The organism is Kurthia huakuii LAM0618, from assembly GCF_000505545.1.
Taxonomy (GTDB): domain Bacteria; phylum Bacillota; class Bacilli; order Bacillales_A; family Planococcaceae; genus Kurthia; species Kurthia huakuii.
The window spans coordinates 98,120-113,496 of record NZ_AYTB01000007.1; the positions used below are offsets into that span (position 1 = coordinate 98,120).

At 39.9% G+C, this 15,377-nt stretch carries 13 protein-coding genes; 9 read left to right on the top strand and 4 right to left on the bottom strand.

The window, feature by feature from the left end; genetic code table 11:
- Positions 1-80: 80 nt before the first annotated feature.
- Positions 81-929, bottom strand: a complete 849-nt coding sequence (locus V514_RS0102280) for a MerR family transcriptional regulator (protein WP_029498075.1) — start codon at positions 927-929, stop codon at positions 81-83.
- Positions 916-2,109: an MFS transporter gene (locus V514_RS0102285; RefSeq protein WP_029498076.1), complete on the bottom strand. Its 1,194-nt coding sequence runs from the start codon at positions 2,107-2,109 to the stop codon at positions 916-918. The genes V514_RS0102280 and V514_RS0102285 overlap by 14 nt, the downstream gene beginning before the upstream one ends.
- 507 nt (positions 2,110-2,616) lie before the next feature.
- Here V514_RS0102285 and V514_RS0102290 point away from each other — a divergent pair.
- The 3 genes from V514_RS0102290 (at position 2,617) to V514_RS0102300 (ending at position 6,089) form a co-directional block, all read left to right on the top strand.
- Positions 2,617-4,011: a YfcC family protein gene (locus tag V514_RS0102290; RefSeq protein ID WP_029498078.1), complete on the top strand. Its 1,395-nt coding sequence runs from the start codon at positions 2,617-2,619 to the stop codon at positions 4,009-4,011.
- A 67-nt stretch (positions 4,012-4,078) separates the two neighbouring features.
- Positions 4,079-4,948: an NAD(P)-dependent oxidoreductase gene (locus V514_RS0102295; protein ID WP_029498079.1), complete on the top strand. Its 870-nt coding sequence runs from the start codon at positions 4,079-4,081 to the stop codon at positions 4,946-4,948.
- Positions 4,949-5,186: 238 nt separating this feature from the next.
- Positions 5,187-6,089 (top strand): chemotaxis protein, encoded by a 903-nt coding sequence (locus tag V514_RS0102300; protein ID WP_029498080.1) that lies wholly within the window; start codon positions 5,187-5,189, stop codon positions 6,087-6,089.
- Positions 6,090-6,171: 82 nt separating this feature from the next.
- Here the strand turns inward: V514_RS0102300 and V514_RS0102305 are convergent, their stop codons facing one another.
- The gene (locus tag V514_RS0102305; RefSeq protein ID WP_029498081.1) at positions 6,172-6,606 is read right to left on the bottom strand and encodes a YkyB family protein; all 435 of its coding nucleotides are present in this window, start codon (positions 6,604-6,606) and stop codon (positions 6,172-6,174) included.
- A 148-nt stretch (positions 6,607-6,754) separates the two neighbouring features.
- Here V514_RS0102305 and V514_RS0102310 point away from each other — a divergent pair, with 148 nt between their 5' ends.
- From V514_RS0102310 to V514_RS0102335, 6 genes are all read left to right on the top strand, one after another.
- The gene (locus V514_RS0102310) at positions 6,755-8,293 is read left to right on the top strand and encodes a Ppx/GppA family phosphatase (protein WP_029498082.1); all 1,539 of its coding nucleotides are present in this window, start codon (positions 6,755-6,757) and stop codon (positions 8,291-8,293) included.
- A 1-nt stretch (position 8,294) separates the two neighbouring features.
- The gene (locus V514_RS0102315) at positions 8,295-10,409 is read left to right on the top strand and encodes an RNA degradosome polyphosphate kinase (protein WP_029498083.1); all 2,115 of its coding nucleotides are present in this window, start codon (positions 8,295-8,297) and stop codon (positions 10,407-10,409) included.
- A gap of 203 nt (positions 10,410-10,612) precedes the next feature.
- Positions 10,613-11,050 (top strand): cyclic-di-AMP-binding protein CbpB, encoded by a 438-nt coding sequence (cbpB, locus tag V514_RS0102320; protein WP_029498084.1) that lies wholly within the window; start codon positions 10,613-10,615, stop codon positions 11,048-11,050.
- Positions 11,051-11,127: 77 nt separating this feature from the next.
- Complete coding sequence (locus V514_RS0102325; RefSeq protein ID WP_029498085.1) at positions 11,128-12,024, top strand: LysR family transcriptional regulator; 897 nt, start codon at positions 11,128-11,130, stop codon at positions 12,022-12,024.
- A 95-nt stretch (positions 12,025-12,119) separates the two neighbouring features.
- Positions 12,120-12,833 (top strand): 2,3,4,5-tetrahydropyridine-2,6-dicarboxylate N-acetyltransferase, encoded by a 714-nt coding sequence (gene dapD, locus V514_RS0102330; protein WP_029498086.1) that lies wholly within the window; start codon positions 12,120-12,122, stop codon positions 12,831-12,833.
- A gap of 63 nt (positions 12,834-12,896) precedes the next feature.
- A complete protein-coding gene (locus tag V514_RS0102335; protein ID WP_029498087.1) occupies positions 12,897-14,024 on the top strand; it encodes an N-acetyldiaminopimelate deacetylase in 1,128 nt (375 codons plus the stop codon).
- A 45-nt stretch (positions 14,025-14,069) separates the two neighbouring features.
- On the opposite strand, the gene V514_RS18730 is transcribed toward V514_RS0102335, so the two are convergent.
- Positions 14,070-15,242, bottom strand: coding sequence for an MFS transporter (locus V514_RS18730; protein ID WP_035944179.1), 1,173 nt, complete (start codon positions 15,240-15,242; stop codon positions 14,070-14,072).
- Positions 15,243-15,377: the final 135 nt, after the last annotated feature.

The window sequence follows — 15,377 nt, forward strand, 5'->3', positions numbered from 1 at the left end:
ACATATAATGACAGGCATTGCACGCGTAATGCCTGTTTTTTTGTACGAAAAAAGCGAGCTGACCATCTAGTCGGCTCGCTTTACGATGTTGTAAGTGGAATACGCAGCTCAATAATAAAAATCGATTTTGCTTCAGGCGCATATTGTGTCATCGTGAAAAATTCATAAATACTCGTTGGTTGAAGTTGTCTCTCTTCTATATAATCACGTAACTTTTTATAGTTGTCGACATACGCAGATGGGCTGAATTCAAAGCGGATGGCAACGTAGCTTCCCGCTGGAATTTTGCCGATATCCATCCCGTCGGCAATTTCTGTGACCCATTTATCACTAAAAAGTGGTGTGAAGAGCGTATGGTAATCCATTTCTTCAACTGACTGATAATTAGCACGGTATGGAAAAATGCCGCCGTAACCCCCATGAATACCAAGATGTTGTTCCTCTAAAAAATGCTTCATATCGCTATATGAGCTATTTTCAATGGCGCGGGGGTTAATCCCTTTACGCGTTAATGGCTTTGCTAAAATGCGCGATACGGGAGCTTCTAGCACGTAGATTTCATTCAGATGATGGTCATCGAGTTGTTGAGTTAAATATTGTCGTACTTGGGCAATATTTTTTTGAACAGCCGTTAGCTCACTAAGCTGTTCGTTAACGACTTGTTCTTGTTCATCTAAGAAATGAAGTTGCTCCGCTGTTGAAATATGGTATGTTTCATGAATTTTTTCAAGTGGCGTCCCAATCGAGCGTAATGATTTAATCCAATCGAGTTGGAAAAGTTGTGTATCTTCGTAGTAACGATAATTTGTTTTTGGATCTGTATATGCGGGTTTAAACAACCCAATTTGATCGTAATAACGTAGCGTATAAATCGAAATATGCATCAATTTTGCCACGTCACCAATCGTATAAAAATTATCTTTCTTCAATTACCTCACCTGCAGTTTGTTGTACGAATTTTGGCATTGCCCATTTAAATGTTATCAATAAAGCAATGATAAGTACAACAGCAGCAAATTGGAATGGCAAGTTAATATTAATATCAAACAGCATGCCACCAAGTACCGGGCCAATAATATTGCCGAGGCTTGTAAACATCGAGTTCATGCCACCAACAAAACCTTGTTCGTTGCCAGCAATTTTCGATAAATACGTTGTAATGGCTGGGCGAATTAAATCGAAGCCAATAAAGGCAAAGAACGTTACGAGCATCACCGTGAAGTGTGTTGGTGCAAGTGTCATCAGGACAACGACAAGTGCCGAAACAGCTAGAGACCAACGCACAAGACGGATTTCACCGAGCTTGCGTGTAAGTGGCGCAAACAGAATACCTTGTCCAATAGCTCCTAAAATCGCCCCAACCGTAATCGAAATCGCAATGTCTGTTGGTGTGAAATTGAATTTATGATTTGTAAATAAGCTAAAGAATGAATCGAATGCTGCTAAACCAAATGTTGAGATGAATAGGATAGCGAATGGAATAAAATATACTTTTGAGAATACGCGTTTAATGCTTTTATCATCATGCTTTTGCGCGATTGGTTGCGCATTAACAGGGCGTTCTGGCTCACGTAACGTGATAAATGATAAAAGAGCGGCGATTAATGCCATAATTGTCGCCACGAAAAATGGAACACGCGTGCCGTATGCTGCAAGGAATCCACCAACGCCAGGTCCGATAATGAAACCGGTAGAAATGGCAGCAGACATTAAACCAAGTGCACGTGGGCGTTCAGCTATTGTTGTAATGTCAGCGATAAAGGCTGTGACAGCAGGCATAATAAAAGCGCCGCTAATCCCACCTAAAATACGCGAAAGAAAGAGCATTTCAACAGTTGTGCCGATCGCAAAGATAAATTCTGAAATGGCAAAAATAATGAGGCCGATAACAATCATTTTTTTACGGCCAACGGTATCTGTCCATTTCCCGGCGATTGGTGAGAAGATGAGCTGTGCAATCGCAAAAGCAGCAACCATTGAACCAACAACGGAACCGCTAATCCCAAGTTCATTCATAATTGTGGGCATGACCGGGATAACCAACCCGATGCCAACGAAGGCTAAAAATAAATTCATTAATACAAGGCTTAGAGCCAGCTTTTTCTTCATAGAAGATTCCTCCTTTTGTAAAAGTTCTAAGCGTAACTATAAACCCTAGAGTAACTAGAGAGTCAAGAAGGAAAACTTCAATTATTTTTGAAACACTAACATAATGACGATTGGTATTTTCTAGTGCAATGGTAAGTATGGTTCCGATGGTCTGTTTAGCGTTTGATAATCGTAAACTAATCACTAAGTTGTTGAATGTATGAATATGTAATTTCATCGCTCGTATGACATCCTTTTAAGCAGTACTCTAAAATCTAGCCGTACAACATCATCTGTTGTGCACTTAGTAATATAAAATAGGCGATGTTTTCCTTATATAATGTAATGCAAAAATTTCGTCAATCTATTGTACGCATGCAGCAGCGAGAAGCCCTCTTGTAACGTAAATTTAATTTATGACAAATAGCGTGAAAGGGTTGTATAAAAATATAGTGTTGTGTATAATTATTTCTGTTTTTATGAAAGTTTATGTCTTGTAGAACAAGCATTATAAGAGGAGTTCAATACATGAATAAAAAAGAAAAGAAAGGCTTAGCTGGTGGTATTAATGCATACGTGTTAATTTTTGCATTACTTGTGATTTCTGCTATTTTAACGTACATTGTGCCAGCAGGTCACTACGATACGAAAGATCAAGATGGTCATAGTGTCATCATCGCTGATTCATTCGAATTCGTAGAAAACACCCCTGTCGGATTTTTAGATATTTTTACGAGTATTCACCAAGGGATGGTCAACGGTGCTGGTACGATTTTCTTCGTATTAATCATCGGTGGTGTCTTTGGAATTATGAATGCAACCGGCGCACTTGATACGTTTATCGTAACGTTCGCCGAGAAAATGAAACATAAAGAAAAAATGATGATCCCTGTCTTCGTTTTATTCTTTGGTATTTGTGGTGCAACAATGGGTATGAGTGATGAAGTAGCCGTCTATGTGGCGTTAATCGTACCGTTGACCATTGCGTTAGGTTTTGATGCTGTCACTGGGTTTGCCATCGTTGTTATGGGTGCTTGGATGGGCTTTACAGCTGGTTTCTTAAACCCATTCTCAACAGCCGTTGCACAAGGAATTGCAGAGTTACCAACATTCTCAGGTATGGGCTTGCGTTTAGTTGTCTTTGTCATTTTCGTTGTGATGGCGTCGATTTTCATTTATCGTCATGCATCAAAAGTTCAAAAAAATCCCGAGCTAGGTATTTACGGCAAGTTCGAAAAATTTAGCCCGAAAGATAAAGATACAACATTAAAAATGACCGTTCGCCATAAATTAGTATTAACGGTATTTTTATTAAACTTTGTCGTATTAATTTTAGGTGTAAAATTATACGATTGGTTTATTCCTGAATTAGCTGGTTTATTTTTATTAACAGGTATTATTATGGGGATTGTTGGGGGCTTAGGTCCATCATCAATCGCCGATAACTTTGTAAAAGGTGCTAGTGAATTAATCGGTGGTGCACTGATTATTGGTTTAGCACAAGCTGTATTAGTTGTTTTCCAAAATGGTGGTTTACTTGATACAATGCTTCATTATATGAGCGATTTATTACAAGGTGTGCCATCGGCGTTAACAGCTGTCGCGATGATGTTCATTCAAATGGTCATCAACTTCCTTGTACCATCGCAAAGTGGTCAAGCAGCCTTAACAATGCCAATCATGGCGCCGCTTGCAGACTTAGTAGGTGTGACACGTCAAACTGCGGTATTAGCGTTCCAATTAGGTGATGGGATTGCAGCTTTATTATTCCCTACAAACGGTGCATTAATCGCTGCGCTTGCTGTAGCAGGTATTCAGTGGAATAAATGGGTGCGTTGGTATTTCCCATTCTTCGTCATCCAAGTGATTGTCAGCATCGCTATTTTAATTTTGGCTCATTATATTAATTACGGCCCATTTTAAAGAGAAATCTAGGAGCAGCGCTATTATGCGACTGCTCTTTTTTGTTACAATAAAAGCAAAGGGGGAAATGATAATGACAAATATAACATTTATTGGAACAGGGGTTATGGGACAAAGCATTATTAAAAACTTTTTAAAGGCGGGACATACGGTACATATGTATACGCGTACGAAGGAGAAGGCGATGCCATTAGTGGCGTTAGGCGCACTGTGGTACGACACAGCGCAAGCAGCAGCGGTGCAAGGGGATGTCGTCTTTACGATGGTCGGGTATCCAACAGACGTTGAAGAAGTTTATTTTGGTGAAACCGGTATTTTTAAGGCTGCAACGCCACAGAAAATTGTTGTCGATATGACAACCTCGAAACCAGCGCTCGCGAAAAAAATTGCAGATGCAGCCCAAAATCTTGGGATGGAGGCGCTTGATGCACCTGTTTCTGGTGGCGATATTGGCGCGCAAAACGGGACGTTATCGATTATGGTAGGTGGCTCGCAACAAGCATTTGATGCGGTGAAGCCATTGTTTGAAGCAATTGGTCAAAATATTTTGTTACAAGGGACAGCTGGTGCGGGGCAACATACAAAAATGTGTAATCAAATTGCGATTGCAACGAATATGATTGGCGTTTGTGAAGCGATTGCGTATGGTAAAAAAGCGGGACTTGATATGGCACGCGTGCTAGAATCGATTGCGACAGGGGCAGCGGGTTCATGGTCATTAAGCAATTTAGCGCCGCGTATGTTGAACGGTGATAAGGAGCCAGGCTTCTATATTATGCATATGATTAAAGATATGGGGATTGCGCTAGATGAGGCGGAGCGAATGGAGCTTGAGCTACCGGGTTTAAAGATGGCCAAAGCGATGTATGATGAGCTATCAGCAAAAGGCTATGACTACAACGGGACACAGGCATTAATTGATTACTATGAAATGTAAAGGTTTTGTAAAAGCTAGAAGTAATAGTCATTACTTTTTAGCTTATGCGCTATTATTAAAAAGTCCCTTACGACAGTAGACATTCGTGTTTAAGTAGTTCAAAATCGGCTGACATACATAGAAGTATGGTAAAAAAGATGTGTTTTATATGTGTACATCATGATATTTGGCTATAATGTCTATATGTCATATGATACAATAGACGTAATAAAATTAAGCCTAAGGGGGCGATTGTCCAATGGAAAGTAACAAAGGTATTTTGTTGGAAAGTGGTACAAACGAACTGGAAATTGTCGAATTTGAAGTGGCTTCTAACAAATTCGGTATTAATGTTATTAAAGTAAAAGAGATTATTCAGCCTATTCCTGTGACGTTTATTCCACATGCACACCCACACGTAGAAGGAATTGTGCAACTACGCGGAGAAGTGTTACCGGTTGTTGATATGCAAAAAGTGTTAGGTGTACCAACACAAAATTATGGCGAACAGCAAAAATATATCGTCGCAGAATTTAATCAACAAAAAGTTGTATTTCATGTCGATAACGTCACAAAAATTCATCGTATTTCATGGGATCAAATTGAAAAACCATCTGATATGTATCAAGGCGGCGGTTCACAAGTTATTGGCGTAATTAAACGTGAAGATGTCATGTTGTTACTATTAGATTTCGAACGTATTATGGTCGACATCAATCCAGAGTCGGGCATTCAAATTGAGTCTGTGAAAAAGCTCGGTAATCGTGAGCGCAGCGACAAAAAAATTGTTATAGCGGAAGATTCTCCGTTATTGCGCAAGCTGTTAAATGATACGTTAACAGAGGCAGGTTATGTTAATATTGAATTTTTTGAAAATGGTAAAGATGCTTATGAATATTTAGAGTTTAGTGCAAAACGTGGGGACATTAGTGATTATGTTCAGTTAGTAGTAACGGATATTGAAATGCCGCAGATGGATGGCCATCATTTAACGAAAAAAGTTAAGGCTAACGCACAGCTACAAAAATTACCGGTGATTATTTTTTCAAGCTTGATTACCGATGATTTGCGTCATAAAGGTCTTGAAGTTGGAGCAGAAGATCAAATTAGTAAACCTGAAATTGCGGAACTTATTTTAAAAATCGACCAATACGCTTTATAGACCAAGGCGCGGTTCTTAGCGATTAAGATTGGATAAATAAAAAACCGCGCACAGGCGCGGTTTTTTGTTGGACTCCGGAATGTTAATACCCGTAAAAGTAACTTGAAGAAGCTTTTCTTATATCGTTTTGAGGACGTGAACGAATCGGTTTTACGGATGTGTTCGTAAATGAGCATAAAATCCGTTTCGCTTCATTTAGGCTCATGCGGCGTTTAGGGTTCCGATAATGACGATCTAAATGGCCAAGGTGTGGGAGCTGCGCAAAATCTTCTTTTTGGGGCAGCGTATGAAAATAGTAATCCTCACATTGGATAAGCACGGCCGATTGTTGTTTGCTAAATCTAGGATTGTTAACAAAATGTAGGCCGATTTTCTTAGCACGATTTGTACGAAGAAGCTCACAAATTGCGCTTCGTTTTAACGCATAAAGTCCTTTGTTGTCGAGTGCTGTTTTTGCATGCTTATTCACTGTAAAAACAGCTAATGCTAACTCATTATTGCTAAATTGATACGTCACTAAAAGCCCACCTTTCTCATAAGAAAATAACTGAGAAAATTCAGAGCATTCAATTTAATAGTCAATATCCATCATATCAATGTTTATTGAAAAAGTATAGAGTATATAGTATAGAGAAAACAGCTATCACAGTAAAGGACGTGCACATATGACGGAGTATAAAACAGCCATTATTGATATCGGATCGAACACGGTTCGCCTAGTTATTTACCACTATGACCAGCACACGGGTTTAAAGGAAATTGAAAACGTTAAAGCAGTTGCAAGGTTGCGGAGCTTTATTGGAGAAACAGGTATTTTAGCAGAAGAAGGCATTGAACGTTTAGAAGGGATTTTACATGCATTTGCTGAAATCTTAGAAGACTATAATGTTGAGCATGCTCGTGCGATTGCGACAGCATCTATTCGCCAGGCGAGAAACGGTGCTGATATTTTGATGCGTATGAAAGAAGCGGTAGGCGTCAACATCGAATTATTATCGGAGCAACAAGAGGCATTTTATGGCTACTTTGCCGTCGTGTATACGACATCAACACCTTCTGGAGTGACGATTGATATGGGCGGTGGTAGTACCGAACTGACCTATTTCGATGAGAAGGAATTAATGCAGTCGATTAGTTTGCCGTTTGGTTCTGTATCGTTAAAACAGCAGTTTGTGTCAGGTGAAGTTTTAACTGCTAATGAACGCCAAGCGGTCTATGATTTTGCACATGCACAATTTAGTACAATTCCATGGCTTAAAAATTTAAATTTACCGGTTATCGGCATTGGTGGTAGTGCGCGAAATATGGCAACGTTTGACCAGCATCGCAACAATTATCCATTGTCTGGTGTTCACCAATACCGCATTACGCGAAAAGACTTTTTAGAAATTGCTGAAACATTAACGAGTATGCCGCTTGAACAGTTGCAAAAATTAGATGGTTTATCAAGTGACCGCGCCGATATTATTGGTCCTGTTATTGAAGTATTCCATGCATTGATGGATGTTGTTGGTGCTCAGAAATTTCAGTTTAGCCGTAAAGGATTACGTGAAGGTCTTGTCATTCAACGTATCCTAAAACAAAATCCACATGCCTTTGACCGCTATGACGTATTTTCAACGACCGCTAAATTTTTATGTGCTGAGTTTGGGAAAAATGAAGGACAAATTAAGCACCATGAATACTTAGCTGAAATGATGTACAAGCAATTAAATGACATTGGGGCGATTCATTTTGAGCGCCAAAACTTACGTTTATTGGCGAATGCCGCAAAAGTGTATTTCTTAGGTGAATATATCGATAAAGATGCTGCAAGTCAGCATACATTTTACATTTTATCGAATCGTGCAATCGATGGTTTAAACCATAAAGAGCGCGTGCGTTTAGCGTTAATAGCATCGTATAAAAATAAAGATAATTTTAAACGCTACGCTGCACCGTTTGTCGAGTGGTTTTCAGAGGAAGAGTTGAAAGTGTTATTAGAGCTTGGCTCGATTTTAAAATTTACGTATGCGCTCGATGCCACAAAGCGCAATGTCGTGCGTAAGGTGCGTCTCTTCGACAAAGGGGAAGTTGTCGAGGTGCATATTTATACGAACAGCAATTCATTGGCCGAACAATATCGTTCGAAGCGTCAAACAAAACATTTAGAGCGTCTAATCAAGAAAACGATCGAACTACACTTTATAGAAGAGGAAGGATAATATGAATCAAAAGTTAGCTACATTACAAGAAATTGAGCAACCGAAATATTATAACAATCGCGAATTAAGTTGGTTAGCATTTAATGAACGTGTCTTAGAAGAAGCAGAGGATGAGCGCAATCCACTATTAGAACGCCTCCGATTTTTAGCAATTTTTAGCTCGAATTTAGATGAGTTTTTCATGGTGCGTGTTGCCGGTTTACAAGATCAAGTGAAAGCTGGATTCCATAAACCTGAAAATAAATCGGGCTTAACGCCAAAAGAACAGCTTGCGCGTATTGAAGCGCGCACACGTCAATTAATTACGCGCCAAATTGATGTTTATAAAGAATTAGTGTTGCAACAATTGCCAAACGAACGCGTATTTATTCAAAAGACGGATACGTTAACAGAGGAGCAACAAGCGTACATTCAAAACTATTTTGATGAAACCATTTTCCCAGTGTTAACACCGATTGCAGTCGATGCGTATCGCCCATTCCCAACGTTATTAAATAAGACGCAAAACTTAATCGTGTTATTAGAACGTGAAGATGAGGAAGATGAAGAGCTGCGTAAAAAAATGGCCATCGTGCAAGTACCGTCTGTGTTGGATCGTTTTATTCAACTGCCAAGCGCGCAACATGAAATTCATGGTGTATTATTAGAAGATGTTATCGTGCAAAATATCGATGAAATGTTCCGTGGGTACAAAGTGAAATCTGTGCAAGGATTCCGTTTAACACGCAACGCCGATTTAACGATTCATGAAGAAGGCGCCCGCGATTTATTAGTTGAAATTGAAAAAGAACTGAAAAAACGTAAGTGGGGTGCAACAACACGTATTGAAGTACGCTCTGGCGAGATGGATGACGATATGCTGAAATATCTGTTAGAAGAGCTAGAAGATTGGGATGCACAAGTGTTCCGTTTAGATGGCCCGCTTGATTTAACATTCCTTTTTGGGTTCTGCAAAGTGATAGCAGAAGGTCGTGAGCAACTTGAATACGAAAGCTTTATCCCACAAGTGCCGCTATCGCTTGAGTCGGATGAAGATTTATTTGAGAAGGCGTTGAAGGAAGATTTATTTTTCCATCATCCATATGAATCGTTCCAGCCGATTGTTGATTTTGTAACCGAAGCAGCGCAAGACCCAGATGTGTTAGCAATCAAGCAAACATTGTATCGCGTGAGCGGTAATTCACCGGTTATTCGTGCCTTAAAACAAGCCGCTGAAAACGGAAAGCAAGTAACGGTGCTTGTTGAATTAAAAGCGCGTTTTGATGAAGAAAATAATGTGCACTGGGCTAAGGAGCTTGAACAAGCAGGTTGCCTCGTTATTTATGGCATGCACAATTTAAAAACGCACTCAAAAATTACATTAGTCGTGCGCAAGCGCCAGGGGAATATCGAGCGCTTTGTGCATCTTGGTACAGGGAACTACAATGATGCGACCGCTAAAATTTATACCGATATGGGCATCATTACAACGAACAAAAAAATTGGTGCGGATGCGACAAACTTCTTTAATTATTTAAGTGGTTATACTGAAAAGCCAAACTTTGACCATTTAGTCGTGTCGCCATTTGATATTCGCGATGAGTTTTTAGATTTAATCGATGAAGAAATCGCCTTCCAACAACAGTTTGGGAATGGCTACATTCGTGCGAAAATGAATTCATTGACTGATAAAGATTTAATTATGAAATTGTATGAGGCGTCGATTGCAGGTGTGAAAGTCGATTTAATTATTCGCGGCATTTGCTGTTTACGCCCAGGAATTCCAGGCATTAGCGATAACATTACGGTGACGAGTATCGTTGGCCGTTTCTTAGAGCACTCACGCATTTATTTATTCCATCACAACGGTGAAAATAAATTGTATTTATCTTCAGCGGATATGATGACGCGAAATATGATTAAGCGTGTGGAGATTTTATTCCCAATTTTTGATGCGGGTATTAAAAAACGTATTTTAGAAACAATTGATTTAGAGCTTGCTGATAATGTGAAGGCGCGTGTTCAAGACGCTAATGGTGTTTATCATTATAAAAAAGCAGCCGCTGACGATAAGCAAATCAATAGCCAAGAAACATTTTTAAAGCAAGCTTACCGCGTCTTAAACGATGAAGAGTAAGTGTTACTAAAAGGAATGGCGTACGCGTCATTCCTTTTTTTATTCCAAATTTGGAAATTAACAGCTGTGCAAATAGTCTAATTCAATGTATAAAAAGGCTAATTGGAAACGTTTTAGTTAGTCTAAATAGGATTTTATATGATATGATAAATTGGAAGCTAAGTTGTAAAACTTCGTAGAATAGATAAAAGGGGTAGAGGGATATGATTTCTTTGAGCAAGAAAGAGTTTTTAGAAATGCCCGTAGAAGAGTTTATCATTCCTGCTGAAAAGGTCGCGCATGTACAACTCGGTAACAACGTCGAACACGCGCTGTTAGTCCTTACAAAGAGTGGTTATTCAGCGATTCCCGTACTCGATCCAACATACCGATTTTGTGGCCTAATCAGCGCTCGCATGATTATGGACTCCATTTTAGGCTTAGAACGCATCGAATACGACCAGTTAGCTGATAAAGTAGTTGACGAAGTCATGGATGTAAATATTGCGACATTGAACGTGCACGAAACGTTTAGAAAAGCGCTAGATTTAGTAATCAATCATGCATTTTTATGCGTAGTCGACGACAGTGGGAAATTTTGTGGCATCATGACGAGACGCGTTATTTTAAAACAATTAAAAAAATATGTATATCAATCGTAATGACAAGAGGCATCAATTGATGTCTCTTTTTTTGTACTCTGTTAAAATGAAATCATGGAGCAAGGAGGAGTTTGAGCATGACAACATCTGAAGCAGAAATTATGAAAACCCTCGCTGAAGAAGGAAATATGCGCCGCGCTGCTGAACGCTTATTTTTATCGCAGCCGGCATTGTCGCAACGTCTGCAAACGATTGAAAAAGATTGGGGCGCAAAGCTATTTTTACGTTCACAAAAAGGGCTGACAGCAACACCTGCTGGCGAGCTTGTGATTCAATATTCAAATGAAATGATTGCGCGCCGCGAGGAAGTATTTGAAACACTACAGGCACTTAATTCTAAAGTACACGGCACGTTGAAAATTGCTTGTGCCTCAATTGTAGGGCATACGTGGTTGCCAAAAGTGTTAAAGGAATTTGTGACGCAGTATCCCGATGCGAAAGTGTCGCTTATTACGGGATGGAGCTCGGAAATCTTACGTGCAATTTATGAAGGCGAAGCGCATATTGGTATTATTCGTGGTAATACCGATTGGAAGGGGCCAAAAGAGCATTTATTCCGCGATACATTGTATTTAGTAGATACGGAAATTGAAACGCTTGAAGAAGTTTTTGAAACGGAGCGTCCATTTATTCAATTTAAAAGTGATTCAAATTACTTTCAAGAAATTCAACAATGGTGGCAACGTCACTTCACATCGAATCCAAAACATCAAATTTTAGTAGACCAAATTGAGACGTGTAAGCAAATGGCACTCAATGGCATTGGCTATGCGATTTTACCATCGATTACGTTAAGTGGTACCGAAAATGTCAATCGTATTAATTTAAATGCGGACTCAAAGGATTTTGAATTAACGCGTGATACGTGGCTAATTGGCTATGAATCATCACTTCAATTACGCCAAGTGCAAGCATTCACCGATATTGTGAAACAACAGGCACAATGTCTATACGATTATTCGAACAATAAATAGAAAATAATATGACTTTTCGAATAATTTCGAATGAAATTTCTCATAAAATCATGTACAATGAAACATATTTCATTACATAGGAGGAATTTGTCACGATGGAAAAATTAAATGCACAGGAAATTATCGCTTATTTAGCAAATGCAGAAAAAGCAACACCGGTTAAAGTTTACATTAAAGGTGAACGTGTCGCGGCGCTTGATTTTGGTCCAAATACCACGGTATTTGGCGAACAGAATACCGCTGTTGTCTTTGGCAATTGGCATGAAATCGAAGCGGCATTAGAGGCGAATAAAGCAGTTATTACAGACTATGTAGTTGAAAATGATCGCCGTAATTCAGCAGTACCAACGCTTGATTTAAAAGGAATCAATGCGCGTATTGAACCGGGTGCAATTATTCGTGATGAAGTAATGATTGGAGAGCATGCCGTTATTATGATGGGTGCGGTTATTAATATTGGTGCAGAAATTGGTGCACGTACAATGATTGATATGAATGCAGTATTAGGTGGTCGCGCAACAGTTGGCGAAGATTGTCATGTCGGAGCAGGTGCGGTGTTAGCGGGTGTTATTGAGCCACCAAGTGCAGATCCAGTTATTCTTGAAAATAATGTAATGGTCGGTGCAAATGCCGTTCTTTTAGAAGGCGTCCATGTTGGTGAAGGTGCGGTCGTGGCGGCAGGTGCAATTGTTACAAAAGATGTACCAGCGTATACAGTAGTGGCTGGCGTACCAGCGAAAGTCATTAAAGAAATCGACGAAAAAACGAAGTCAAAAACAGAAATTATGCAAGATTTACGCAAAATTTAATCATAACGTAAGCTGTCTCAAGTGTTTTTGAGGCGGCTTTTTTTGATAAGGAGAATGATGAATATGAAAGAATTAGTCGCAATTCGTAGAGCGCTACACCAAATTCCAGAGCTTGGTTTTCAGGAATTTAAAACACAAGCTTATTTATTAGATGTTATTGCATCATTAGCACAGCCTTATTTTACGGTAGATACGTGGCGTACCGGCATTATTTTAACGATTGCAGGAAAAAATCCGCAGCTAAAAATTGGTTGGCGTACCGATATCGATGCGCTTGCGATTTCAGAAGAAACGGGACTTGATTTTGCGTCGAAGCATCGAGGGTTTATGCATGCATGCGGGCATGACTTTCATATGACAATTGCGCTTGGGCTTGTGCAAGAATTTGCACAGGAACAGCCAGATAATACAATCATTATTTACTTTCAGCCCGCTGAAGAAAGTCCCGGTGGTGCGAAGCCGATGCTTGAATTTATGAAAAATGAACGCCCTGATTTATTGCCGGATTATCTTTTTGCATGCCACGTAGCACCAGAATATCCCGTTGGTACGGTAGCGACGCGCCCGGGTATGCTATTTGCGAATACGTCTGAATTATTTATTGATTTGAAAGGGCAAGGTGGTCATGCTGCGCGCCCACATTTAACAAAAGATATGACGGTTGCGGCTGCTAATTTAATTTTACAATTGCAAACGATCGTTAGTCGCAATGTTGACCCATTAGATAGCGGCGTTGTAACAATTGGCAAGATGACAAGTGGAGTCGTACAAAATATTATTGCTGAACATGCACGGTTAGAAGGCACGATTCGTACGATGTCAGCGGAGTCGATGGCCTTGATTAAAGAGCGAATTGTGAAGTTGTGCCACGCTACGGAACTTGCCTATGATTGTGACGTGACAATTGATTGGGGTTCTGGGTATTATCAAGTGTACAATGACGCAGCGTGTGCGCGCGCATTGTTAGCGTATGCTGAAAAAACGCCAGCAGTGACGGCCTATGAATGTGATGTTGCGATGACCGGTGAGGATTTTGGCTTTTTCTTAAAAGAACTACCCGGTGCGATGTTTTGGGCCGGTGCAAATACACCGTATGGCTTACACGACGCGCATATGAGTCCGGATGAGCGGCTATTGGCTGTAAATGTCGCCTATGTGGCAGGATTTTTACGTCAATTTAAAGGTGCTTAACAAAAAAGTAGGAACCGTCATGTTAGACGATTCCTACTTTTTTTGTTATAACGATGCTTGTTTTCGTGACCAAGCGAATAAAATAATATAACCAACAAATAGAATGATGGCTCCTAAAATAAACGGTGAATCAAGTTTCCAATCTAATAACGTCCCAGCGAGTGCTGGGCCAATCATATTGCCGAGTGACATATAAGCATTGTTCATACCGGCGGCGTAACCTTGTTCATTACCAGCCGATTTTGATACGAGCGTATTAATGGCCGGGCGAATAAGTGTCGTAGCAATTTGGAATAGCGTAGCGACAAATAAAATGACAAAATAACCGCTCATGAAAATCATTAAAATAAACGTAATGGCTGCTACGACAAGACTCCATAAGACGATGCGTAGTTCGCCAAAACGTTTGAATAACCGGCCGAGTAGTACGCCTTGAATGATGACGCCGGCGAAGCCACCAACGGTCATTAAAATCGCAATATCATTTGGTGAGTAATCAAATTTATAAGTTAAATACATCGATAATGTTGCTTGGAAATTTGAAATACCAAATGAGAAAATAAAGACAACGATGAGCATGACAAAATACGGTTTTTTCACCGAACGTACAAGTTCTTTGGCGATATTATTCGATGCTTTCGAAGCAGTTGGGGCCATTGCTGGTGTTGTTTTCGGTAAGAAAATCAGCGCTACAATAGCTGTTAAAATTGCGGCACTCCCAGCAAAATAAAACGGGAAGTGAAGATTAACATTTGAAAGCGCACCACCGATACCAGGCCCGATCATAAAGCCAAATGAAATTGCAGCGCCAATAAGCCCCATTGCTTTTCCACGTTCTTCAAGCGTCGTAATATCTGCCGCATACGCCATGACAGAAGGCATAATAAATGCTGAACCGACGCCTGTTAAGAAACGCCAAAAGAACAGCTCAACTAACTGACCAGAGAGCGCAAAACCAATTTGTGCAGCACCGTTGACAATCAAGCCGAATACAATGAGTTTTTTACGGCCGATACGGTCAGAGAGATTACCAGCGAGTGGAGAGAAAATAAATTGTGCAAATGCAATGATGGCGATTAAAAAGCCAAGTACTTGACCGGCTGCACCAAATGCTTGTAAATATAATGGCATAATTGGCACGATTAAGCCGATACCGCTCATCGTAATAAACATGATGAACATTAATAACATAAGGGCAAAACGATTATGAGTATTCATACGCAACTCCTTCAAAATTCTTTAATTCAAGCTTTTCGTGTAGCTAAATTATAGCGTGCATCAGCTAGTTGTCGCAAGGAGCGCCGAACAACTTCAGTTAAAAGTCGTAGAAAAACCCGCGCGATTGCACGGGTT